This window comes from Gardnerella sp. Marseille-Q9691 (assembly GCF_046507715.1).
Lineage (GTDB): Bacteria > Actinomycetota > Actinomycetes > Actinomycetales > Bifidobacteriaceae > Bifidobacterium > Bifidobacterium greenwoodii.
Map to the genome: position 1 here is coordinate 1 of NZ_JBKFXI010000003.1, position 23,517 is coordinate 23,517.

General features: G+C 46.3%; 18 protein-coding genes, 1 tRNA gene and 1 rRNA gene. 11 read left to right on the plus strand and 9 right to left on the minus strand.

The window, feature by feature from the left end; translation table 11 throughout:
* Nucleotides 1-124, minus strand: a 16S ribosomal RNA gene (locus tag ACLD6A_RS05435); the annotation flags it as partial.
* 556 nt (nt 125-680) lie between these two features.
* Between ACLD6A_RS05435 and ACLD6A_RS05440 the strand changes: the two genes are divergently transcribed.
* Nucleotides 681-1,475: an SIR2 family NAD-dependent protein deacylase gene (locus ACLD6A_RS05440; RefSeq protein ID WP_410313803.1), complete on the plus strand. Its 795-nt coding sequence runs from the start codon at nt 681-683 to the stop codon at nt 1,473-1,475.
* A 15-nt stretch (nt 1,476-1,490) separates the two neighbouring features.
* Here the strand turns inward: ACLD6A_RS05440 and ACLD6A_RS05445 are convergent, their stop codons facing one another.
* The 4 genes from ACLD6A_RS05445 to ACLD6A_RS05460 all read right to left on the minus strand — a co-directional run bounded on the left by ACLD6A_RS05445 (nt 1,491) and on the right by ACLD6A_RS05460 (nt 6,064).
* Nucleotides 1,491-3,386, minus strand: a complete 1,896-nt coding sequence (locus ACLD6A_RS05445; RefSeq protein ID WP_410313804.1) for an alpha-glucosidase — start codon at nt 3,384-3,386, stop codon at nt 1,491-1,493.
* Nucleotides 3,387-3,588: 202 nt separating this feature from the next.
* Entirely contained in the window at nt 3,589-4,557 is a 969-nt protein-coding gene (locus ACLD6A_RS05450; RefSeq protein ID WP_410313805.1) for a ketopantoate reductase family protein, read from the minus strand.
* Nucleotides 4,558-4,765: 208 nt separating this feature from the next.
* A complete protein-coding gene (locus ACLD6A_RS05455) occupies nt 4,766-5,230 on the minus strand; it encodes a nucleoside deaminase (RefSeq protein WP_410296294.1) in 465 nt (154 codons plus the stop codon).
* Between the two features lie 63 nt (nt 5,231-5,293).
* Nucleotides 5,294-6,064 (minus strand): alpha/beta hydrolase, encoded by a 771-nt coding sequence (locus ACLD6A_RS05460; protein WP_410313836.1) that lies wholly within the window; start codon nt 6,062-6,064, stop codon nt 5,294-5,296.
* Between the two features lie 308 nt (nt 6,065-6,372).
* Here ACLD6A_RS05460 and ACLD6A_RS05465 point away from each other — a divergent pair, with 308 nt between their 5' ends.
* From ACLD6A_RS05465 to nagA, 10 genes are all read left to right on the plus strand, one after another.
* A complete protein-coding gene (locus tag ACLD6A_RS05465; protein WP_004133817.1) occupies nt 6,373-7,305 on the plus strand; it encodes a DUF4862 family protein in 933 nt (310 codons plus the stop codon).
* Between the two features lie 52 nt (nt 7,306-7,357).
* Nucleotides 7,358-8,398, plus strand: coding sequence for an ROK family protein (locus tag ACLD6A_RS05470; protein WP_047923677.1), 1,041 nt, complete (start codon nt 7,358-7,360; stop codon nt 8,396-8,398).
* 25 nt (nt 8,399-8,423) lie between these two features.
* Nucleotides 8,424-9,092: an N-acetylmannosamine-6-phosphate 2-epimerase gene (locus tag ACLD6A_RS05475; RefSeq protein WP_004133822.1), complete on the plus strand. Its 669-nt coding sequence runs from the start codon at nt 8,424-8,426 to the stop codon at nt 9,090-9,092.
* A 165-nt stretch (nt 9,093-9,257) separates the two neighbouring features.
* Nucleotides 9,258-10,820, plus strand: coding sequence for an ABC transporter substrate-binding protein (locus ACLD6A_RS05480; RefSeq protein ID WP_004133823.1), 1,563 nt, complete (start codon nt 9,258-9,260; stop codon nt 10,818-10,820).
* Nucleotides 10,821-11,018: 198 nt separating this feature from the next.
* Nucleotides 11,019-11,924: an ABC transporter permease gene (locus ACLD6A_RS05485; RefSeq protein WP_004133824.1), complete on the plus strand. Its 906-nt coding sequence runs from the start codon at nt 11,019-11,021 to the stop codon at nt 11,922-11,924.
* A 1-nt stretch (nt 11,925) separates the two neighbouring features.
* Nucleotides 11,926-13,950: a dipeptide/oligopeptide/nickel ABC transporter permease/ATP-binding protein gene (locus tag ACLD6A_RS05490; RefSeq protein ID WP_004133825.1), complete on the plus strand. Its 2,025-nt coding sequence runs from the start codon at nt 11,926-11,928 to the stop codon at nt 13,948-13,950.
* Nucleotides 13,947-14,807: an ABC transporter ATP-binding protein gene (locus ACLD6A_RS05495; RefSeq protein WP_004133826.1), complete on the plus strand. Its 861-nt coding sequence runs from the start codon at nt 13,947-13,949 to the stop codon at nt 14,805-14,807. Before ACLD6A_RS05490 ends, ACLD6A_RS05495 begins: the two co-directional genes overlap by 4 nt.
* A 182-nt stretch (nt 14,808-14,989) precedes the next feature.
* Complete coding sequence (locus tag ACLD6A_RS05500; protein WP_004133827.1) at nt 14,990-15,949, plus strand: dihydrodipicolinate synthase family protein; 960 nt, start codon at nt 14,990-14,992, stop codon at nt 15,947-15,949.
* A gap of 160 nt (nt 15,950-16,109) precedes the next feature.
* Complete coding sequence (gene nagB, locus ACLD6A_RS05505; RefSeq protein WP_004133829.1) at nt 16,110-16,922, plus strand: glucosamine-6-phosphate deaminase; 813 nt, start codon at nt 16,110-16,112, stop codon at nt 16,920-16,922.
* Nucleotides 16,923-16,995: 73 nt separating this feature from the next.
* The gene (nagA, locus tag ACLD6A_RS05510; RefSeq protein ID WP_004133830.1) at nt 16,996-18,255 is read left to right on the plus strand and encodes an N-acetylglucosamine-6-phosphate deacetylase; all 1,260 of its coding nucleotides are present in this window, start codon (nt 16,996-16,998) and stop codon (nt 18,253-18,255) included.
* Between the two features lie 118 nt (nt 18,256-18,373).
* On the opposite strand, the gene ACLD6A_RS05515 is transcribed toward nagA, so the two are convergent.
* From ACLD6A_RS05515 to tgt, 4 genes are all read right to left on the minus strand, one after another.
* Entirely contained in the window at nt 18,374-19,165 is a 792-nt protein-coding gene (locus ACLD6A_RS05515) for a FadR/GntR family transcriptional regulator (protein ID WP_004126698.1), read from the minus strand.
* On the minus strand, nt 19,149-21,794 hold the full coding sequence (locus ACLD6A_RS05520) for an exo-alpha-sialidase (protein WP_410313806.1): 2,646 nt from the start codon (nt 21,792-21,794) through the stop codon (nt 19,149-19,151). Before ACLD6A_RS05520 ends, ACLD6A_RS05515 begins: the two co-directional genes overlap by 17 nt.
* A gap of 179 nt (nt 21,795-21,973) precedes the next feature.
* A tRNA-Leu gene (locus ACLD6A_RS05525) sits at nt 21,974-22,056 on the minus strand.
* A gap of 75 nt (nt 22,057-22,131) precedes the next feature.
* Nucleotides 22,132-23,457 (minus strand): tRNA guanosine(34) transglycosylase Tgt, encoded by a 1,326-nt coding sequence (tgt, locus tag ACLD6A_RS05530; protein ID WP_004133834.1) that lies wholly within the window; start codon nt 23,455-23,457, stop codon nt 22,132-22,134.
* Nucleotides 23,458-23,517: the final 60 nt, after the last annotated feature.

Below are 23,517 nucleotides of genomic sequence, written 5' to 3' on the forward strand. Positions count from 1 at the left end.
GTCACGCATTACTCACCCGTTCGCCACTCTCACCAGTCAGCAAGCTGACTAGATCCCGTTCGACTTGCATGTGTTAAGCACGCCGCCAGCGTTCATCCTGAGCCAGAATCGAACCCTCCACGAAAAACTTCAATGAAGAGCCAACATAAGGCTCCAATATAAAAGAAAAAGACGAGACATTCTTTAAGGAAAGAACATCCCAACAAAAAACCTCACCACCATTTAACCATCTCTCAGGCACCCTGCAACCTGCAAGGCTGATAATGAACTGGCAATAATTAACTAATAAGTAGTACAGACACGCTCTTGAGTTCTCAAACCACCACCACACCAGCCGGCTCAATCAACCCCGAAGGAGAAGAACCAGCCGCGCTGAGCAGCAAGAGATAAACTTACACCAAACCACACTCAAAAGCAAATCACACACATGCCAACAAGCCAAAACCGTTGAAACGAAGCCAAAACATCGGCGTGTTGAAACAACGCCAGTAGCGCTCAAAAAAATCGCAATCGCACAAACAACGGCAAATACGCAGCAAAAATAATCAAAAAAATAATCAAAATACCCAAAACACGGAGTGTTGCGCAAAAATCAAAAACAAAATAAATAAAAACTCAGCAAAAACAATATGCTCGCAATATACGTGCACACAATATATATGCGTGCTATATATATGTATATGAGAAATAGCGAGAAAAATAGCAAGAACAACGCACACAACAACGTACACCATCATATTGTTGTGCTAACAGGCGCAGGCATATCCACAAGCGCAGGCATTCCCGATTTCCGCGGACCAGACGGCGTGTGGACTAAGCACCCAGAACAAATGAGTGTTTACGATATAGACGCGTTCCTAAGCAGTAAAGAGGAACGCATTTACTCTTGGCGCTGGCAAAAAGAGTCACCTGTGTGGAACGCTCAGCCGGGAACCGCACACAAGGCACTTGTAAAACTTGAGAAAGCAGGCATGCTCGACCTTATAGCCACACAAAATTTTGATGCGCTTCACGAAAAAGCTGGCAATAACCCAGACATCATAGTGAATTTGCACGGGAGCATTGGAACATCGCACTGCATGAGCTGCCACGCGAGCTATAAAACCGCCGATATTATGCGCGACTTAGACGAGCATCCAGATCCACATTGCAGACGCGCTCTACCGTACCGTAGCAATATGCCTTGCAACGGTCTCATAAAAACAGACGTTGTTTATTTTGGAGAAGCACTTCCCGAAGGAGCTATGGAAAGAAGCGCACAAGCAATAGTTAAAGCAGATGAATTGTGGGTTATTGGCTCCAAGCTAGAAGTATTTCCAGCTGCAAGCCTTGTGCCGTTAGCTGCTCGCGCAGGAGTGCCAATTACGATAATGAACTTGGGTGCTACGCAATACGATTATTTGGCAGAGCGTATTATTCGCGAAGATATTGCGAAAGCTCTGCCAAAATTAGTAGACGAAACTATTGCAAAGTAGTTCTTACAATAATTATTACAAAGTAACAGCGATACCTTCCCAAGGCGAAAGCGTGCCGTTTTTAAGCGATGTAAGCGCGTGGTTTACGTCGTAGGTTGTAACCATTACGTCATGCTCTACAAAAGGTGTAGAAGTACGATTTTGCAATAATAGCGCACTTTGCTCAGGAATAGGCACGGTTGAATCCGTCATATTAACCATTACGAGCATGCGTTCTGCAGATTCCGCAGCAGATTCCGCATAATCACCATGCTTTGCGCAATCAGCTTTAAGCTCGCGCACGAAAGCATACACGCACTCATCATCCGCATCAACCAAATTCCAAGAGCCAGCAGAAACAATCGGCTCTGAATGGCGCAACGCAATCAAATACTTGTAAAAAGCGTAAACGGAATCTGAATCTTCCATCTGCTCAGCAGCGTTAATATCCACATAATTAGGATTCACACTAATCCACGGCTCTGCATTATTTTGCGACTGAACATTAAAAGGCATGAATCCCGCGTATTTAGACGCATTCCACTGCATTGGAGTTCGAGAATTGTCGCGGCCGCGCTTTGCGAGCGCATCCATCATCGACTCAGCCGACTGAATATGTGCTTCTTCTACGCGCTGCTTAAACATGTTTAACGCTTCCAAGTCACGATACTGCTCAAGACGCGTAAAGTGCGCGTTAGTCATGCCAATTTCTTCACCTTGATACACATACGGAGTGCCGCGATGCATGTGCATAAGCATTGCAATAGCCTTAGCGGAAAGCACGCGCATCTCGTCACTAGCCTCGCTACCCCAGCGAGAAAGCGCACGCGGCTGATCGTGATTATTAAAGAACAAGCTCGCCCAACCAGAATCACTAACAGCCTGCTGCTGCTCGGCCATTACGCGCTTTAAATCAGTCAACTTAAGTGGTACAGGATTCCACTTCGTGCCGTTTTCGCAATCAATATCTACGTGATTGAACAGGAACAACATGTCGAGTTCGCTGTGAGCAGGATCCGTAATATATGTGTTGCGGTGCGGAGAAATTCCTGGAGCCTCACCAACAGTAAGATAACCTTCGCGCCCTTCGAAAACTTCTGCACGCATCTCGCGCAAGAACTCGTCTAAACGAGGTCCGTCCGAGCAGAATGGGAATGGCGATGAATAGCCGTCGGCTCCAGCCGGAAAATCTTCAATTTGGCAGCCATCTTCACCAGGCAAGCGATCTTCAGAATCAACATGCTTTGAAATCTGCGTAATAACGTCCATACGGAAGCCGTCAATTCCGCGATCCATCCACCAATTCATCATCTTGTACACTGCAGCGCGAACCGCAGGATTTTCCCAATTTAAATCTGGCTGCTTTGGAGAATACTGGTGAAGATAGTATTCACCTCGCTTTGGATCGTAAGTCCACGCGGAACCGCCGAAATACGAACCCCACTTATTCGGCTCCGCACCCGGCTCACCAGGCACACAACCTTCACGCGCAGGCCTCCACCAATACCAATCAGCGTAATCACTAGAAGCATCTCTTGAAGCCTGGAACCAAGCATGCTCGTCAGAAGTGTGATTTACTACTAAATCCATCACAACTTTAAGCCCACGCTCGTGAGCTCCAGCCAGAAGCTCGTCCATATCTTCCAAAGTTCCAAAAAGCGGATCAATATCTTGATAATCGGAAATATCGTAGCCGTTATCGTCTTGAGGAGACTTGTAAACAGGGCTGAGCCAGAGCACGTCAACGCCTAAATCAGCCAAATAATCAAGGCGCGAAGTAATTCCCTTCAAATCGCCAATGCCGTCGCCGTTAGTATCTTGGAAGCTTCGCGGATAAATCTGATACACAACTGCATTCGCCCACCAAGGGTTTGGCGTAGCGCCGTTTGTGCGCACGGATTCTGGTAAGTTTGCTCGGTCAAAAGTAGTCATACATTCCCCATTTAAGTAAGTAAGTATTTTATTGCGTATTTTTATATTACGAATAATTTTATATTTATATAGTATTTATAATTTTAGACTCTAAATTCTAGCAGAATACCATATATTTGCGCATATAAAAAAGCGGCCCACAGTAAAAACCGTGAGCCGCACCTCCTTCTCATTCATTGTACGAATTAGAATGCTCTCCAAATCACTGCTTATGATGCAGTTTGAACGCAAGCTCCGCCAAGTGCACGCCGTGAGTTAAGAATTCGTGCGTGCGGCAAACGTAATCGTTTTCGCGACCAAGTTTCGCAATATAACCGTTAATATAATCGACTTCCGTTTCGCGACCGCGACTCATATCTTGGTACATAGAAGGATAGTGCAAAGGATTTGCCACGCGGCTTACATAATCGATAGCTTCCATCTCCTGCTGGCGTGTATTTACCATTCGAATTCCGGCGCGATCGCACACGTCGTAAGCTTCGTTAATAAGCTGGCGAGCCATATCCATTGCTCCTGGGTAAGAAATAAACTGGCCCATTTGAATCTGGTACATAGTGCACAAAGTGTTGATTACGGAATTAAAAATCACCTTCGCCATGCAAGTACCCTTGAAATCTTCCGTAATAGTAGGGTTCAAACCGGCAGCTTTAAAGTCGTCTCGCATGGCAAGCTCAACATCACTCACCTGCTCATTCAACGCGCACATATTCATTGTGCCAACGCCAACTTTACCAATAAAATCAACGTCACCCGGACCATTCAAAACGGTTGCAATCATTGCCGTACCGCCGTAAATACGATCATCTGAGAAATACCGCTGAAGCTTTTCAAAATGACCCCAACCGTTCATTGCAGCAAACACAACCTGATGCTCTTTGAACAAATGCTTGCAACGCTCCAACATTTGAGCAAGCTGCATTTGCTTCATAAACACAATCCACACGTCTGGATCACCGTCGTAATCTTCAGGCGTATACATATTTATAGGCACCAAATGACGGTTTTCATGATCTCGGCTAACCATTACGCCGCCTTGCTCGCGGACTTTATTCACATTTTCATCCCAGGCATCAATGAAATCAACATGAATGCCAGCCGTTTCCTGCAACAAAACGCCATAGCGATATCCCATAGCTCCCGAACCGATCATTGCATATTTCATGCCACTCATAGTGACACCTCCTTTTAGGTAAAAATGTGCTTAGGCGAGATTCATGCGTTTTACAGGAATTACGTCGAAGCGACTACAAATATTGCAAAAGCAAAAGTAAGAACGATTGCTTTTTGTTTTTATAGCATATTACTCAATTAGCGGAGATTGTCAAAAATTTTTCTGATTGCGTTTCTTATGGCGTTTCTAATTAAAAAATTATTCCGTTTTAACGGTGATTTTCAAAAAAGTTTCGCAAAACTTGTGCACATTCAGATTCACAAACCGAACCAATAACTTCCGGATAAGATCCCACGTGTGGGTCTCGTAAAATATCCCATACAGATCCGCACGCACCCAACTTTGCATCCCAAGCACCAAACATTACGCGACGAAGTCTAGTTTGTAAGATTGCTCCAGCGCACATAGGGCAAGGTTCAAGAGTTACTACCAAAGTGCAGTCAGATAAATTCCAAGATTTGCGCGAAGAAGCAGCAGATTTCATAGCGAGCACTTCTGCATGTGCTAAAGGATCATGCATTTCCTCGCGCAAGTTTGCGCCGCGGCCAATAATATTTCCGTCACCATCAAGCACAACTGCACCAACTGGAACTTCTCCAGCTTTAGCCGCTTCGACCGCCAACCGCAACGCTTCCTTCATTGCGTAAGTAACGGAATCATCATTTTTGTTCATAAAATCGGCTCACACAATCAACTGCACAATCAACTCACACAATCAACTCACAAATCGCAACTGCTACAGAAGTCCCGACGTAATATCGTGCAGCAAGAACCACTTGCGAATATCACCAAGTTCTTCCATATGCACAGCATGATCAAGACCTTTGTACCGCTTTTCCTCAAGCCACGTGTGCTCCTCAAGCCAAGCGGCCGCTGCTGAAAATTCATAAGGCGGAATCACATCATCTTCTAAACCGTATCCGAAAAATACAGGCGTATTGTGCTCAGCTAAATCGTTATCTTTCAAAGCAATTTCAGATGCAGAAGCAGGAACGCTAGGTGCTATAAACCCAGAAAGCACAACAGACGCGCGATAACGAGCAGGATTTAATCGCAACACATGAACGGCTAAAGCAGCGCCTTGCGAAAATCCGAACGGCACAATATCACGATTTTCTGGAATATTTTCACGCACCCACTCGTCTATTGCGGCTGCAGCAGCATACATGTCATAATCTAAATCTTCACGCTGTGGAACAGCGTCATGGAACCAACTGTACGCTCCCTCTTCAAGCTTAAGCGGAGCACGCAATGAAATCGCATCGTTATATGGAGCTACGATTCGCAATAAATCTAGTAAATCTTCTTCGTTAGATCCCCAGCCGTGCAATAACAGCAGCAGTGGGTGCGTTGGGTGCGCAGCAGCGTTTCCTTGCGAATATTGTGCGTGCGTTACTTTCAGCGGCTCTCCAAAACGACCCGGCACTACGTGAGATTCGCGGCCAATATGCGGTTCGTAAGAATTGATTTGCGCATTATTGCGATTTGGTTCATCGTTAGTAGACATAGTAGTCATTGCCTCACCGCCGCTTGTATAAATTGTTACGTTACAAATCTTTATTTTAATAAATATTTTGTATCAAATCATTATGATTTTCTCATTTACAGCATACACATATAAAAAATTAATTAATAAAAATTAATTAATAGAAATTTAAAGAATGAATATTTTGATTTTAGTAACTTTCGAATTAAAAAGCAGAGTATCGCAAATTTAGTACGATTTGATAATTTATCAGACGTCTGACGAATTGTAACGTGCTTACTGTAACATACAAAGAAAGCCAATTCAGCCGCGATTTCAAGGAGGATATCATGCTGAAAACTGAATTCGTTGTAGGCGCGTACGCGTCACTGCCAAAATCACGCGAAGAACAACAACAATACTACGATTTACTCGGAAGTCAAAACTGGGTTGCCGGAACAGAAATCCCATACCCAGGCGATTTAGCAGATTCGCAAACCCGAGAATGGCTAGCAAACGCAATACCATCAAACTGGCACAAAAACACAATAACCGCAATTCCCGGAACAATGCGGCATATAAATTTTGATCCCGATCCAGAATTTGGCTTAGCAAGCCCGAGCGAAGAAGGGCGACTTCGCGCAATCGACTTCTTCAAAAATATTCGTAACGCAATAGCTGATTTTGCAAACCTTCGAAACAGCTGCGATATTTCGCATATTGAAATACACACGGCACCAACTCGAATAGCGCGCGCGGACGCAATGAAAAAGTCACTAGACGAGCTCGCGCAATTAGATTGGCTTGGAACAAAGCTCGTAATAGAACATTGCGACAGGTATATTGAAGGGCAAAATCCAGAAAAAGGCTTCCTTCCGCTCGAAGACGAAATTCAAATTGCAAAAGATGCAGGAATTGGAATCACAATTAATTGGGGCCGTAGCGTTGTTGAAGAACGCAATGCTAAAGCCGCTATAAATCACGTACGCGAAGCAAGAAAAGCTGGAGTGCTTAAGGGAGTAATGTTTTCGGGAGCAGGCCCAGAAGCTACGCAATACGGGTACGAATGGATTGATGGACACTTGCCTATGGCTCCAGACGAGCCAACGTCCTTAATGACTCTTGCAGAAATTCAGGAAACTGCGCGCGAAGCTTTAAAAGACGATTATTTAATCGACTATTTGGGTGCAAAAGTATGCGTACCGCAAGATTCCAGCGTTCCAGAACGCTTGAACTATTTAAAGCATATTTACGAAGCTGTAAACGCAACACAAATTGCGTGAATTAAAAACTCAATCAATCAGCAAATAAAATATATTTCTACGGATGTGACTTATGAACGAAATAAAAGATTCTCGCTCTACATATCTTGCTTTTGACATAGGCGGAACAAAAATAGCTTACGGATTGGTTACATTACCGGAGTCGGCATGCAGCAAAAATATTGCAGATGCGGCTGATACAGCAACGGCAAATATTGCAGATGCTGCAGGTTGCGTTATTCCGTCCGTGCAAGAATACGGTTCAATACCAACCGAAGCGTCAAAAGGCGGCGAAAGCATAAAAAATCGTTTAGTAGAACTAGCGAAACAAATCCTGGAAAAAGCGCAAAAAAATGGCAAAACCATTAGCGGAATCGGAATCGCAGCCGCAGGAGTGCCGAATAGTAAAACTGGCGAAATAGTTGCAGCAACAGACATTCTTCCCGGTTGGCGCGGACAGCGAATTTACGACGCGTTTAAAAGCATAACTGATTTGCCAGTTTATATGATTGGAGACGTTGGCGGACACGGACTAGGGGAAGCTATTTACGGAGCTGGGCGCGGAAAATCAATCGTACTTTCCGTTGGAATAGGAACCGGCGTCGGCGGCGCAATTATTATAAACGGCAAACTTTTTACTGGAGCACACTCAGTTGCCGGTCACGCCGGTCACGTTGTTAGCGATTTGGGAGTTGGATTCGAATGCTCTTGCGGAACGCACGCTGGGCATATTGAGCCAGTTGCGTCCGGAACTGGTCTTGCAACTTTATACAACCATAATTTGCCTGCAGGTGTTCAAAAAGCAGAAAACGGGTACGAAGTATGTGTTTACGCAAACGAAGGTCAACCGCACGCTAAAGAAACGCTTGCTAAAAGCGCAAAAGCATTAGGAGAATGCATAGCTGGAATGGCGAATCTTATAGACCCGGATGTTATTGTGCTTTCGGGGTCTGTTGTAGAAGCAGGAAATATTTGGTGGGATTCAATGCGAGCTGGATTTGAAGATTCTGCTTTAGATTTGGTTAAAAGCACGCCGATTTTTAAGGGAAAGCTTGGTGGCACAGCTCCGCTTATTGGTGCTGCTTTCGCCGCTTTTACAGCTTCTCAAATTTGAAATATTTTTAAAAAGGAGAAAAACTATGAATTCTGTAGTTGAAAAAATTAAGGGCGGCTTAATTGTTAGCTGCCAAGCTTACCCTGGGGAGCCGCTTAGGCACCCGGAAACAATGGCACAAATGGCAATGGCTGCCGTAGAAGGCGGCGCTATTGGAATTAGATGCCAAGGATTGTCGGATATTTCCGCGATTAAAGGTCAAGTTGACGTTCCTGTAATCGGCATTTGGAAAGATGGCCACGATGGAGTTTATATAACACCTACTTTGCGTCATGCGCGCTGCTGTGCGGCGTCTGGAGCAGATATTATTGCGATTGACGCAACTGATAGGCCGCGTCCAGACGGGCTTACTTACGAGCAGACTGTTAGCGCTTTGCACAATGAGGGCATAGTAGTTATGGCTGATTGCGGAAACTTCGATGACGCTAAACGCGCTGCGGATTGTGGAACGGATATTATATCTACTACTTTGGCTGGTACTTCTCCAGGAAGACCGAAAACAGACGGGCCTGATTTTGAACTTTTAGGCCAGATTTTGCAAGCTTTCCCAAATTACCCTATTATTTGTGAGGGGCGTATTCACACCCCTGAGCAATTGCATGAGGTTATGCAAATGGGCGCGTGGGCTGCAGTTGTTGGGACGGCAATTACGCATCCAACGTCAATTACGCGTTGGTTTGCAGCAAAGCTTTAAAAAGAATAAAAGAATTTTCACAATCTCGACACACGCACAACTTGACATCAGACATCAGACCTCTTATGTTTAAAGTAACGTGAAAATCACACGAGCGCATAATTGAAAACTATTCACATTCAAAGATGAAATGTGAATCAACAAACTCAACGGTGAGGAGAAAACATGAAACGGATTAGCTCAAAGCTAACCACTGCAATAGCTGCAGGCCTAGCCGCATTAGTTATGCTATCTGGCTGCGGTGGAGCAAAAAATAAGTCAGCAAAAGCACATACTGCTGTAAAAGATACGATTACAGCTCAAGTTGCGTACGCAAGCCGCGATTTCGCACCATCTACAACCTCTGGCGCGTTGCCAATGGCAGCAAACTGGCATGTTACGGAGCCACTTTACGCTCTTGACTACAGCAACTTTAAAGTTTTCAACGCACTTGCAAAAGGAGAACCAAAGAAGATTTCCGACACCGAGTACGAAGTAACCATTCGCGATGCCGCTAAGTTCTCGGACGGAACAGAAGTAACTGCAAACGACGTAGTATCCTCATTCAAGCGCACAACCGCGCAAGGAAGCCTCTACATATCAATGCTCGACTTCATTGATTCCGTAGAAGCAAAAGACAATCGTCACGTAATCTTTAAGCTAAAGAAAGCCTTCCCACTGTTCAAGCAGCGTCTCGCTTTGATTCAAATTGTTCCAACCGCAAAGTCGGATGCAGACTTAAAGAATCAGCCAATCGGATCCGGCCCATGGAAGTACGTATCAATCACCGATAACCAAGTAAAGTTTGAGCGCAACGATTTGTACAACGGCAAGTACAAGGCACAAACCAAGAACATGGTTTGGAACATAACCGTTGACGATACCGCTCGCGTAACTGCTATGCAAGGCGGCAAAACAGACGTAATGGAAATGGTTCCAGCACAAGCCTTCAATACTTTGAAGTCCTCCGGTTCTGAACTTAAAACCGCTCAGGGCTTCACTCTCCCATTCGTTATGTTCAACACGAAGCAGAAGCCATTCGACGACAAGCGCGTGCGCCAAGCTGTACTCTACGCAATCGACGTAAACAAGCTCATAGCAAACCAAATGAGCGGTCAAGGCGATCCTGCAACAAGCTTCTTGCCGAAGAATTACGCAAACTACCATAAGGCAAAGAACGTATACACCAAGAACATCGACAAAGCAAAGAGCTTACTCAAGGAAGCCGGCGTAAAAGGACCTATCAAGTTCACCCTTTACACAACCGACCACACTTGGATCACCCAGCTCGCTCCGCAAATCAAGAACGATCTCGCTGAAATAGGTATGGAAGTAGACATTCAGTCTATGAAGTCTTCCGCACTTTACCCATCAATCACCGATCGCGACGACGCAAACTACTCGATGGTTTTGGCACCAGGCGACCCATCCGTATTCGGAAACGACCCAGATTTGTTGATGAGCTGGTGGTACGGAGACAACGCTTGGACCCGTCAGCGCACATTCTGGAAGACTTCCGAAGGATACACAAAACTTCACAATCTTATGGACAAGGCTTTGGCAGCTAGCACACCAGCCGAGCGCCAAAAGTATTGGAACCAGTGCTTCGACTTGATTAGCGACGAAGTTCCTCTGTACCCACTCTTCCACCGCAAGACTACGACTGCCGTAAAGAAAGGCTCTTTGGCAGAGTGGAATGCAATCGGCTCTACCGGCATCAACCTTGTAAAAGCAAAGCTTACAAAGTAGGTGCAGAACCAGAAGTATTAAATAAACGTCAATCCCCTAACCTCTAACCGCAAAACCGGCCCAACTGTTTACCTTTCTCGCTTCTGTGCAGACGGGCCGGTTTTGTTATAAAAATAACAATTTCTTCAATGGATGTGTGGATGTCTTATGAGTAATTTTCTTAGACTTTTAGGTAGGCGACTAATTGCCCTGCCGTTCATGGCATTCGGCGTTACGTTCCTCGTATTCTTCCTTATGTCATTTTCAAAATATGATCCAGCAGTTGCAGCTTTAGGCGAAAACTCGTCTCCGGCAGCGCTTGCAGCTTTCCGCCACGAAATGGGCTACGACCGCCCGTGGTGGGAACAGTTCGGATCCTACATTCTTGGTCTTTTCCAAGGAAACATGGGTGTTTACGGCGTAAATAAAGACTCCGTAGCAGAACGCGTTGCAGAAGCATTCCCAATCACTCTGCAGCTAACTTTCATCGGCTTATTAATTGCAATAATTTTTGCAGTAGTGTTTGGCGTTTTTGCAGCACTTTACCGCGATACTTGGGTTGACCAAACAGTTCGAATTCTTTCGATTATTGCAATTGCAACCCCATCCTTCTGGCTTGGTGTTCTTTTGATTTACGTTCTTCAAATTAAGCTAGCTTGGCTCCCAGGTTCCGGCGATTTTGTGCCGTTCTTTGAAGATCCAGAAGCATACATGGCAAGAATGGCAATGCCTTGCTTCGCACTAGGACTTCCAGTAGCCGGCCAGCTTACGCGAATCATACGAACCTCAATGGTAGAAGAATTGGATAAAGATTACGTACGAACCGCAATCGGCGCAGGAATTCCAAAAAGCGTAGTAGTTGCTAGAAACGTATTCCGCAACGCCCTAATCACCCCAATTACAACTTTGGGCATGAAGATTGGTTACCTTATGGGTGGCGCAATCGTTATTGAGGTTATTTTTGCTCTGCCAGGAATGGGCACGGCAATGTTCGATGGCATTAACGGCAACCAGCCAATGCTTGTGCAAGGCGTTGTACTGGTTGTTGCAATCGCATTCATCTTCATAAACATCATTGTTGATTTGCTCTACGTATTAATCAACCCAAGGATTAGGACGGTGTGACATGCTATTTGGAAAGAATCAGGTAGTAGATGCCGCATCAAAGCCAGGCATCAAGTTTAATAGATTTAACAAAATGAGCTTAGGCTCCAGAATTGCGTTCATTGTGATTGCGCTTCTAGCATTTTGCGCTATTTTCGCGCGATTTATAGCTCCGTGCGATCCAGTAAAGATTACGCAAAACTATCAAGCTCCAACAGGTGCGCATTGGTTTGGTACCGATAACCTTGGCCGAGACGTGTTCTCTAGGGTTATGTACGGCGCGCGCTATTCGCTTGTGATTGGCTTGTCATCTGTGCTTTTCGCACTGGTTATGGGAGCTATTATCGGCTCAATCGCAGCAGTAAGCCGCACCTGGATTGCTGAGCTTATAATGCGATTGATTGATATTGTAATGTCCATTCCAGGAATCGCATTAGCGGCCGTATGCCTTGCAATTCTTGGACAATCCATGATTGGCATCATCATTTCTATCGGCGTGCTTTACGTTCCACAAATCGCAAGAATTGTGCGAGCAAATATTATAAGCGAATATGGAAAAGACTACGTACGAGCAGTAATCGTTTCTGGCGCTCGAGCACCATGGATTTTACTCAAGCATGTAACCCGAAATATTGCAGCTCCAGTTATGGTGTTCACGACGCTTTGTGTTGCAGACGCAATCGTTTTCGAAGCCTCGCTTAGCTTCATTAACGCAGGTATTCCAGAGCCAACTCCAACTTGGGGCAACATTTTGTCTTCCGCAAAAGCGGGCGTTATCTTTGGATACTGGTGGCAGGCATTGTTCCCAGGCCTTGCGATTATGATTACCGTTCTGTGCTTGAACATTCTTTCTGAAGGAATTACTGACGCAATGGTTGCGGCACCAACCGCTCCAGTTTCTAAGACTGCAGCCGACGCTGATGCAGCTCGTAAGGAAGACAGGATTCTTACTGACCCAGTTGCAGCATACAAAGAGCAGCACGCAGCTTTGGTTGAATCTCTTGCGAAACTTCGCGAAGCTGAACTAAAGCGCACGGATCGTTTGCAGCCAACGTCTACAGAGCCTCCAGTTATTGAGGTTAAAGACTTGTGCATTCAGTTCCCACGCTACGGCAGCGTAAATGTTGTAGACCACTTGAGCTTCTCTGTTCGCCCAGGCGAGACAATGGGCTTGGTTGGTGAATCTGGTTGCGGTAAGTCAATCACTTCGCTGGCGATTATGGGCTTGCTTGATCCAAAAGCTAAGATTAGCGGACAAATCCTGTTTAATGGCAAGGATCTTGTAAAGCTTAGCCCAAAGGAGCACAATGCTTTGCGCGGCCACGAGATTGCAATGGTTTACCAAGATGCTTTGTCTTCCTTAAACCCATCAATGCTGATTAAAACGCAGATGAAGCAGCTAACTTCTAGAGGTGGCACTCGTAGCGCCGAAGAGTTGTTGGAGCTTGTAGGCTTGGATCCAAAGCGCACGCTTGAATCCTACCCGCACGAGCTTTCTGGCGGCCAGCGTCAGCGCGTGTTGATTGCAATGGCACTTACGCGAGATCCAAAGTTGATAATCGCAGATGAGCCAACAACCGCTTTGGACGTTACTGTTCAAAAGCAGGTGATTGACCTTCTTAACGAATTGCGCGAAAAGCTTGGATTTGCAATGGTGTTTGTAAGCCACGATTTGGCTCTTGTTGCCAAGGTTGCGCACTCGATTACCGTAATGTACGCAGGCCAGGTTGTTGAGCAAGGCTCCACTAAGGAAATCCTAACCGACCCGCATCACGAGTATACGCGTGGTTTGCTTGGCTCCGTAACCTCCATTGAGGCTGGTGCTCCAAGATTGCACCAGGTTCCAGGAACGGTTCCAAGCCCATCCGACTTCCCTAAGGGAGATCGATTCGCTCCTCGCTCTTCTCATCCAGATCAAGGACTAGACGTGCGCCCAGTAATGAAGCGCATTCCAGGAACGTGGCACTTCTACGCCGCGCCTCCAGAGCCTGAATCGGATGCACCTTCCGCAATTTTGACCGCCTCCGATCAAGGAGATGTGCGATGAACATGAATGTTAACGAAACAAACAAAGTACAGAACGAAAATGGCGATGTTCCAATCATCGAGCTGCGCGACGCCGAAGTGGTGTTCACTACTCGAGCAGGATCTGGCTTATTCCATAAGAACAAGATTACAGCCGTAAACAAGGTAAATCTTAAGCTTATGCCAGGCAAAACGATTGGTATTGTTGGTGAATCTGGTTGCGGAAAGTCTACTACTGCAAACATTATGTGCGGACTCCAGCAGGTTACGAGCGGCAAGGTTTTGTTTAAAGGGCAAGACGTTACGCACCGAACCGCAAAAGAGCGCATGGATATTGGACGCGTGGTTTCCGTTGTGTTCCAGGATCCAGCAATGGCTTTGAATGCTCGTATGAGTGTGATTGATCAGCTGATTGACCCGCTTGTTGTGCACAAGATTGGAAGCAAAGCTGAGCGCGATGCTAGAGCCAAGGAGCTAATCCGAATGGTTGGTTTGCCTCACTCTGTTCTTGGCGCTTTGCCAGGTCAGCTTTCTGGCGGCCAGCGTCAGCGTGTGGCAATCGCTCGTGCGCTTTCGCTTAATCCAGATGCAATAATCGCAGATGAGCCAACTTCTGCTTTGGATGTTTCTGTGCGTGCTCAGATTTTGAATCTTCTTTCCGACTTAAAGAAGAGGCTGAATCTTTCCATGGTGTTTATTAGCCACGATATTCAAACAATCCGCTACATATCCGACGAAGTCGTTGTTATGAATCACGGAACGATTGTTGAGCGAGGCGAAACGCATCAGGTTATTAACAATCCTCAAAATGATTACACGAAGATTCTGATGGGAGCGGCACCGTCGCTGTTGCACCCAACGGAAGAAGAGTGCAAGTAAGGTGCGTTAAATAAATCCACACAAAATCTTGGGCGGTTCACTATCCCTCACAACAAAATTCAAGCGAGCCGCCCATCTCACTCAACTAAATTACGAAAACAAAATATTAAACAAAAATTTTAAATTCGAAATTTAATATCGAAATTTAATATCGAAACTTTAAGCACGAAAGAAGTGTAATTATGACTGAAAAATTCCACGGCGTTATTCCTCCAGTTGTTACGCCATTAACTGCAGATGGCGAAGTAGACGTTGTTAGCTTTGAGCGCTCACTTAATCGCATGATTGATGCTGGAGTAGACGGCCTGTTTACACTTGGCTCTTCTGGCGAAGTGGCATTTAGCACAGATAAGCGCCGCCGTGAAATCATTGAAAACGTAATGCGCATTGTAGACGGCCGTGTGCCAGTTTTGGTTGGCTGCATTGACACGGAAACAAACCGCGTAATTGAGCACGCAAAGGAAGCCAAGGAGCTTGGGGCTTCTGCAATCGTTGCAACAGCGCCATTCTACGCACTCGGCGGCATGGCAGAAGTTGAGCGCCACTTCCGTCTTATTCACGAAGCTGTTCCAGATTTGCCATTATTTGCTTACGACATTCCAGTTTGCGTGCACACGAAACTTCCTGGCAATTTGCTTGTAAAGCTTGGAAAAGATGGCGTGCTTGCTGGCGTTAAGGATTCTTCCAACGACGACGTGTCGTTTAGGTTCCTTGTAGACGACAACAACAAGGCTGGCCACCCATTGACTTTGCTTACGGGCCAAGAGGTTGTTGTTGATGGAGCATACATGGCTGGCGCAGACGGATCTGTTCCAGGCCTTGCAAACGTTGAAGCAACTGGTTACGTGCGAATGTGGAAGGCTGCTCAGGCTGGCGATTGGGCAACGGTTAAGAAGGAGCAGGATTGGCTTGCTGCTTTGATGCGAATTGTTACCGTACCTAGCGGCGTGGCAGGCTTCGGCGCTGGCGTTGGAGCATTTAAGACCGCAATGGCATTGCTTGGCGTGTTTGACACAAATCAGATGCCAGATCCAGTTTGCCCACTTAAGGGAGAAAATGTTGAAGCCGTGGCTGGCGTTCTTAAGGAAGTTGGCTTGACTTTGGCAAAGACCCCGCAAGAAGTGAGCGATTCCACTAAGTAGCGGCTTAAGTGCGTATCTTAAGTAAAAATCATAAATAATCATAAATAATCTAATAAAGCCTTTTATTTATGGTGCATAGTAAGTAAATAGTGTTGCGGTGTGCGTTAATTCGCATGCCGCAATGCTAATAATTGCTTAAAGCTTTAAAGGAGAAGCAAAGATGGCAGAAGTTATTATTGTAAAAGATCAGGATGAAGCTGGCGAGCTCTACGCAAAAGCAGTTGTAGATTTGATTAGTCGCAAGACAGACGCAGTACTTGGCCTGGCTACAGGGTCTAGCCCATTAAAAGCCTACGAGCATCTTGCAAAGCTTGTTAAAGAAAATAATGTTGACGTTAGTCGCGTGCGCGGATTTGCGCTTGACGAGTACATTGGATTGCCATTAGAGCACGAACAGTCCTACCACAGCACAATCCGCAGAACCGTAACCGACTTAATCGGCCTAAACCCAGATTTAGTGCACGTTCCAGGAGATGTTCTTAACGGAGCGCCATTAAGCGAAGGCAGCAAGATTGCGCACGCTGGAGCTGACTACGACGCTGCTATTGCTGCTGCTGGTGGAATCGACGTGCAAATCTTGGGAATTGGCTCCGACGGCCACGTTGGATTCAACGAGCCGGGATCTTCGCTTGCGTCTGGAACGCGCGTAAAAACCTTAACTGAGCAGACTCGTGTAGATAACCGCCGATTCTTCGACGGAGATATTAACCAGGTTCCAACTCACTGCATAACCCAAGGAATTGGAACGATTTTGCGCGCTAAGCATCTTGTTCTTCTTGCGTTCGGCTCAAATAAGGCAGATGCTGTAGCTGCAACGCTAGAAGGCGGAGTAAGCTCGCTATGCCCAGCTTCCGCGCTTCAAATGCATCCACACGCAACCGTGATTATAGACGAAGCGGCAGCAAGCAAGCTTAAGTTGGCAGACTACTATCGTTGGGTGTACACAAATAAGCCATCTTGGCAGGGAATCTGATAGATCCGATACCTCTGATAGATAAGTCTAAAATTAAGTAACGTATTCAAAAGCACAAACGCAGGTGGGTTAAATGTCAAAAAATGCATACTTAGATGCCGTAAATAAGATTGATGATTCACTAAAATCAAACGAGGGACGCAGTTTTGTAGTGCGAAACGTTAGCGTTGTAGACGCGCGCGGGATTGTTCCTAACGCTTGGATTTTGGTTAAAGATGGCGTGATTTTAGAAACGGGCATTTTAGACGAAGACCTTGCGCTGGCGATTAATGCTTGCGGCTTGCGCGCATCTGACTTAAATGTTGTAGACGGCGGTGGCTATTTTGCTGCGCCAGGCTATATTGATTTGCACGCTCATGGAGCCTGGGAACATTCGTTTGACGACGGTGCCGAAGGGATTGCCATTGCGCGCGCGTATCACATGCTTCACGGAACAACTAGGCAAGTTCTTAGCTTGATTACAAATCCTCTTGACGTAATGCAAGAGAATTTGCGCACCGTTAAGCGCGTTATGCAAACGCGACCAGATGTGCTTGGTTCGCATTTGGAAGGACCATTTTTGGCGCTTTCTCGAAAAGGCGCGCACGACCCTAATTGCCTAGTGGACCCTACTCCCGAGCGCGTTGAGGCGCTGCTTGAGGCGGCGGATGGCACTTTGCGCCAGATTACTTTGGCTCCAGAGCGCGCACACGGCATGGAAGCCATTAAGCGTTTTGTGAAAGCTGGCGTGATTCCAGCAGTAGGCCATTGCGACGCAGACTATAACACTGCTCGCGCCGCGTTTAATGCAGGTTCCACGCTTATGACTCACATGTTTAACGCTATGAACGGCATTCATCACCGAAAGCCAGGCCCAATTCCTGCAGCCTTGGAAGATCCGCGCGTAACGATTGAGCTTATTAACGACGGCTTCCACGTTGAAAACCCAGTTTTGCGAATGGCGTTTAAGGCGGCGGCTGGAAGGATTGCGTTTGTAACAGACGCTATGGCCGCCACCGGTTGCGCGGATGGCTCTTATAAGCTTGGAGCACTTGACGTTCAGGTTACAGACGGTCATGCAAGGCTTGTTTCTAATGGCGCTATAGCGGGGTCTACTTTAACGTTGGACGTTGCGATTAAGCGCGCTGTTAAAGAGCTTGGCATTGGCTTGCCGGCGGCAATTGCGGCTGCAACTCTCGTTCCAGCCCGCGCTCTTGGGGTAGATAAGCAGAATGGTATAACTAACGCGCCTTTGGGCTTGGTTGAAAAGGGTTACGCAGCCGACTTACTTTTGCTTAATTCTGGGACTTTGGCCGTCGAGCACGTTTGGCTAGAAGGCCATAAAATTTCGTAACGGAAATCGTGTCGTTGCGATTAATCGTGATGCTGTAGTACTCAGGCATCACCATTGAAGATGGAAGAACCGCTCTCTAAACTAGAGCGGTTCTTCCATTTTATAGAATGTATGTGCTTCAGCGCTTTTGCAGTCTATTAAGCAAAATCGACTGAATTGGCTCGTAATGGCTATTTACAGCCTGCCTATATCCGTCTGCGTCTCCCGCAATAGCAGTTTTAAGCATAAGTTCATGCGCTCTAGCGGTTTTTTCAAGCTCGTCCGAAACTTCCAGCCCCAATTGTGGCAAAACAGCCATATGCACAAGCCACAAGCATCGCACAAATTGCTCTGCAATCGTATTGTTTACCGCGCGCAAAATGCCCGTGTGGAAAGCAATGTCTTGTTCCAAGAACGTTTTTCCAGCATGCGCCTCTTTTGTCATTGTTTCCGAAAGCGCTTCCAGCTCTGGATGCTGCGTTCCCTTAAGCGACTCAACAACTTTATCCGCGCATCCAAGGTCTAGGAATTTGCGCATTTCTACAACGTTACTCAAGTCTTCAAAATTCTTATTAATGGAGATTAAGGAGCGAAAAGCGAGTGTTTCCACCATTGGGTCCAAAGATAGCGAGCCAACAAACATGCCTTTCCCTTGCTTAACTTCCACAATGTTAAGTGCTTCCAGCTTGCGAATCGCCTCGCGCACCGATGACCTTGATGCGCCAATCAAATTGCATAGCATTGGCTCAGTTGGCAGCATGTCTTTTGGTTGCAAACGTTCTCTTAAAATAAGCGATCTGATTGCATCCATCGTTTCGTCGCAACGTTTTCTTGCAACAATCGGAGCGGAGTTAGAGCTTGCTTGCAATAACGATAAGCGGTCTAGTGTTGTCATCTCATCGTCTTCGCAGCTGCTAAATGTCTCTTCCATTTTGGCTCCTTTCAGTTCGCATGAGTCTTCTCTCTTTTATTTCTTCCATTTTTTCGTTTTTGTGTACTTTGTTTTTGAAACCTGTTTGCAAACTATCTTGCCGACAAAGCGAGGAATCTATTGCTGTTATATAAATTCCAGTAGTCTCTTTTTCCCACAGTAGTTGCAAATTGTGTTTATTGCTAGAGGTAAGGCATTGATAAACGTGGTGGAATGGGTTTATGCACACATTTTTTTGCCACGTTTTGCCGCCGTCGAAGCTAAATCGCACAACTCCGCGGCCGCGGTACGGCATCATTTGGCTTGCGTTTGCAAATGCTATGCAGTCTGCGTTTTGCGCGTTTTCGCCGCTGAAGCAGGTTGCGCTCGGCTGGCTGAATATCTCGGGCAAGCTTTGGTCAAAAATCAGCTCGCTCCACGTTTCGCCGCAATCGTGACTAATGGCCTTGCCTACGCAGCCCGAGCGATTTTGATTGCGGAAGAACGCCAGAATATCGCCATTTTTGCGCTCTACAAACACGGTTTCGGAGCTTGTTGCATCGTCGTCTTGCATTGTTGCGGGATCTACGATTTTGCCGCCCATTAATCGCCCTTCGTTAATCATTTTGCCTCGGCGCCACGTTTCGCCGTCGTCGTCCGAAATAAGCGCTCCCGAAGAATAGTGCGATTTGCTTTGGCCGCTGCAATAAAATGGCACGAGTATTCTGCCGTAATGTTTTTCGCTATGCCTAATAATAATTCCGTTCCCTGGGCATACTCCAGCGAAGCTCATCCACGGTTCTTTAACCATGTGGTCAATTAAGCGTGGTGCGCTCCACGTTTCGCCGTCGTCGTCCGAGTAGATTTGCGCTATGTAGCAAGTTTTTTCGGCGAATAATGGCTGACTTTCGCTTGCAATTTCTGGCGATTTCCATATGTCCCACGTGGAACTGTCGCAAGTTTGATTATTGTGCAATCCGCTGCTCAGGTCTCCGCTCAAATCGCCATTTTTTATGCTTCCATCTGGGTAAATTAGCCAGTTTGTTGCGCATTCTTTTTCGCTAGAATTGCATGGCAATTTTACGGCTGCGCTTGCGTCCATTGCCGCCGCGTAGTGGCCACCTAAGCGGTCTATAAGCTTGATTCTTCCGCATGCGTCTACGCCTACAGCTGTTTTGCAATTTGTTAGCCCAATTCCGCCAGGATTAATGTCAATTAATACGTTGATTCTTTCGCTTTTGCCTTCTGGGTCTAAAACAGGGCAGGAGTCGATTGCGCTGGCGCCCAGTTTTCCAAGGTTTTTGCCAGGCATGTTGATTACGGTTTGCAAAGGCCCCCACGTTTTGCCGCCGTCCGCAGACCTGCGAATCACAAAGTTTATGTGATTTGGAGCGTCGTTCGAAACGCTTGTTCGCTGGTCTGCTCCCGCGATTAGCGTTCCCATGCGCGTTTTTACAAGCGACGGTATTCTGTAGCTGCGAGAGCCTGCGTAGCCTGTGTCGAATAATGCAGTTGTTACAAGCGGTTTTACTCTTGATATTCTTTGGATTTGGCCTTCACTTAGCGCACTAAAGTAGATTCCGCCCGTTCTAGCTTCGCCCATTAATCGCACTCCGCGCAGGTTTTCGCCAATGCTTACGGCGTTTAATCCCGTTATGTTTGCAAACCAGAATTGTCCTATGTTGTGCGACTGGCTGTATCCGTCTACGTAAATGTCGATTGCTCCGCGATTTGCGCGAATAATCAAGTCGTGCCATTCGCCGTCGTCAACACTTGCGGCTGCTTCGATTACGCTTTTTACGCACGTTTCGCTGTCGATTAGCGTGATTTTTATGCCTTCTGGCCCTGCATACACGCTTATTTTTTCGCTAGATTCTAGATTAGTTTTCGTTCCAACAGTTCCGGCTGCAAAAAGCACTCCGTGTTGGCCTGGCCCGCGCAGCCTAAATTGAATGTGCAGCGTTCCGCTGGACTTGCAAGATACGCGTTTTATGTCTCTTGCGCAAATCGTAGCTCCTGCAAACCATATGTCTGGCTGTGCTTGAGTGGCCGAATTTGCGATTTCTTCTGGATTTGGCAAGTGGTTTGAGTAGTAAAAGTCGTAGATTTGCGAAGATTCTGCCTGTACTGCACACACTTCGGCCGCTTTTTCGCTCACTCTTTGCGGTCCAAGATTCGTTGCGCTCGCAAAGCACTGGTATCCGTCTAAATAAAATCGGCTCCCAAAACTTCCGTACGTTATTGCAAAATCGTGTTCGCGCCCATCGCATGCGCCTAGCGCATCTTCCATGTGCAGTGCAATTTCTTTTGCACCGTTTGCGTCGGCGTTATCTTCTAAAAGATTTTGCGCACTAAGCAGGGGAGCATCTTCTTTAATACTTATTTTTATTATTGGAGTTGCGTGCTCTTGATGCGTGGAAGCTTGCGATTTTTGCGCGGGCTTAATATTCAATAAATCGCAATCCGCATTTGCTACAAATTTGAACCCTATTATTCCTTCGTTTTGATTCCCGCGATTCCCGCGATTCCCGCTATTTTCGCTAGCTGCCGTAATTTTTATTGTGGTATGATTGAATCGCGTGTGTTCCGAACCCCAGATATTGGCAATTTCTTCACCCAGGTTCGTCGTCTTCGTTGAACGACGTTCCATTTTAGTCCTCCATGACCGTAAAAATTAAAACACCAATGTTTTAACACATCTGACGTCTTACGACGTTCACTATTCAGTCTATCACACATTTTTAAGCAAATGCACAATTATTACACATGATGTTGCAGCCGTTGCCACAAAATAAAAAAGAACGTTGAAAAATCAACGTTCTTAAAGAGTGCGAACGGCGGGACTTGAACCCGCACGAGTATACACTCACTGCCACCTGAAGACAGCGCGTCTACCATTCCGCCACGTTCGCATACAAAGTGCAAGGCTATCATATTTGATATAAATTCGCAATGTTTAGCCTAGCATTTTGTGGTCAAAACTGCTCTCAGCCTTTAGAACCGTTTTCGTAATAGTGCGCAAGAGTCTCATCGCGGAACTCTTCAAAATATCCGCCGTCAATAGAAGCTCGGATATCGTCGAGCAGCTTCACAAAGAAACGCTCGTTGTGAATTGTTGCAAGCGTAAATCCGTTCATTTCACTAGCGCGCAACAAATGATCCACATACATTCTGGAATAATGAGTGCAAGTGTAGCAATCGCAGCCTTCTTCAAGCGGACGCTGATCATGCTTAAACTCTGCGCGCTTAACGTTATAACGCCCATGGCGAGTAAAAATTGCTCCGTTTCTTCCGCATCGAGCCGGAGCAACACAGTCGAAAGTATCTCCGCCGTTTTCAACGCAAGCAAAAATATCATCCACGGCTGCAATACCAAGCACGTGGCGTGGGCGATTTTCCGGCATAGCATCGCAAATCCAAGCGCAAGTATCACCAATAATTCGCTTCTCAATAGCGCCACCAATGCCAACGCCATCAAAATCTAAAGAAGCAATCTGCTCGGCCGCATGCCTACGCAAATCCTCATAATTCGCGCCCTGCACAACGCCATATAACGCTTGATACGGCTTGCCTACACGCTCCTTAGTTAAACGCTGATGCTCTGCAACACAACGCTTTGCCCAGCGGAAAGTGCGCTCTACAGATTCCTCTTGATATCGGCGAGTATTCATCAAAGTAGTAAGCTCGTCGAAAGAAAACATAATATCCGCACCAAGCTTATGCTGAATTCCCATAGAAATTTCGGCACTAAAACGGTGCTTTGCTCCGTTAAGAGGAGACTTAAAAGTTACGCCGTCCTCGTCAACAAAAGCCATACGCTCTTTTCCAGCTGCAATAACATCGTCTGACTTCATGCCAGTAACATCCATTGCAAGCGTCTTTTTAAAACCAGCGCCGAGAGATAGAACCTGAAAACCGCCAGAGTCTGTGAAAGTTGGCTTATCCCAGTTCATAAACTTTCCTAAACCGCCAGCCTCATCAAGAACATCCGCGCCCGGACGCTCATACAAGTGAAAAGCGTTTGAAAGCATGCATTGCGCACCTAAATCTTTAATGCTTTCCGGCAATACAGCTTTCATTGCAGCTTGAGTTGCAACAGGCACGAAAGCTGGAGTTTGAATATCTCCGTGAGGAGTGTGTATTACGCCAGTGCGCCCGTAGCGAGCGCCGTCACGACCTTTACCTTCAGCAGTATTAGAAAGTCGCGTTTTGTTTGTAAACGAAAATTCTTTGCGGTCACCAGGCTTCCCAGGCTCAGCTCCGCGTGGATGTTCAAGAAGACTTGTCATAACCTTTACTTTATTAGAAGGCATGACGATAGCATTAAATAAATTTAATAGTGCATAAATAAGAAGATGGTTTATGATGGTGTA

Coding starts and splice junctions, on each gene's coding strand:
- ACLD6A_RS05440 (WP_410313803.1), top strand. CDS start 681: ATGAGAAATAGCGAGAAAAATAGCAAGAACAACGCACACAACAACGTA.
- ACLD6A_RS05445 (WP_410313804.1), bottom strand. CDS start 3,386: ATGACTACTTTTGACCGAGCAAACTTACCAGAATCCGTGCGCACAAAC.
- ACLD6A_RS05450 (WP_410313805.1), bottom strand. CDS start 4,557: ATGAGTGGCATGAAATATGCAATGATCGGTTCGGGAGCTATGGGATAT.
- ACLD6A_RS05455 (WP_410296294.1), bottom strand. CDS start 5,230: ATGAACAAAAATGATGATTCCGTTACTTACGCAATGAAGGAAGCGTTG.
- ACLD6A_RS05460 (WP_410313836.1), bottom strand. CDS start 6,064: ATGTCTACTAACGATGAACCAAATCGCAATAATGCGCAAATCAATTCT.
- ACLD6A_RS05465 (WP_004133817.1), top strand. CDS start 6,373: ATGCTGAAAACTGAATTCGTTGTAGGCGCGTACGCGTCACTGCCAAAA.
- ACLD6A_RS05470 (WP_047923677.1), top strand. CDS start 7,358: ATGAACGAAATAAAAGATTCTCGCTCTACATATCTTGCTTTTGACATA.
- ACLD6A_RS05475 (WP_004133822.1), top strand. CDS start 8,424: ATGAATTCTGTAGTTGAAAAAATTAAGGGCGGCTTAATTGTTAGCTGC.
- ACLD6A_RS05480 (WP_004133823.1), top strand. CDS start 9,258: ATGAAACGGATTAGCTCAAAGCTAACCACTGCAATAGCTGCAGGCCTA.
- ACLD6A_RS05485 (WP_004133824.1), top strand. CDS start 11,019: ATGGCATTCGGCGTTACGTTCCTCGTATTCTTCCTTATGTCATTTTCA.
- ACLD6A_RS05490 (WP_004133825.1), top strand. CDS start 11,926: ATGCTATTTGGAAAGAATCAGGTAGTAGATGCCGCATCAAAGCCAGGC.
- ACLD6A_RS05495 (WP_004133826.1), top strand. CDS start 13,947: ATGAACATGAATGTTAACGAAACAAACAAAGTACAGAACGAAAATGGC.
- ACLD6A_RS05500 (WP_004133827.1), top strand. CDS start 14,990: ATGACTGAAAAATTCCACGGCGTTATTCCTCCAGTTGTTACGCCATTA.
- nagB (WP_004133829.1), top strand. CDS start 16,110: ATGGCAGAAGTTATTATTGTAAAAGATCAGGATGAAGCTGGCGAGCTC.
- nagA (WP_004133830.1), top strand. CDS start 16,996: ATGTCAAAAAATGCATACTTAGATGCCGTAAATAAGATTGATGATTCA.
- ACLD6A_RS05515 (WP_004126698.1), bottom strand. CDS start 19,165: ATGGAAGAGACATTTAGCAGCTGCGAAGACGATGAGATGACAACACTA.
- ACLD6A_RS05520 (WP_410313806.1), bottom strand. CDS start 21,794: ATGGAACGTCGTTCAACGAAGACGACGAACCTGGGTGAAGAAATTGCC.
- tgt (WP_004133834.1), bottom strand. CDS start 23,457: ATGCCTTCTAATAAAGTAAAGGTTATGACAAGTCTTCTTGAACATCCA.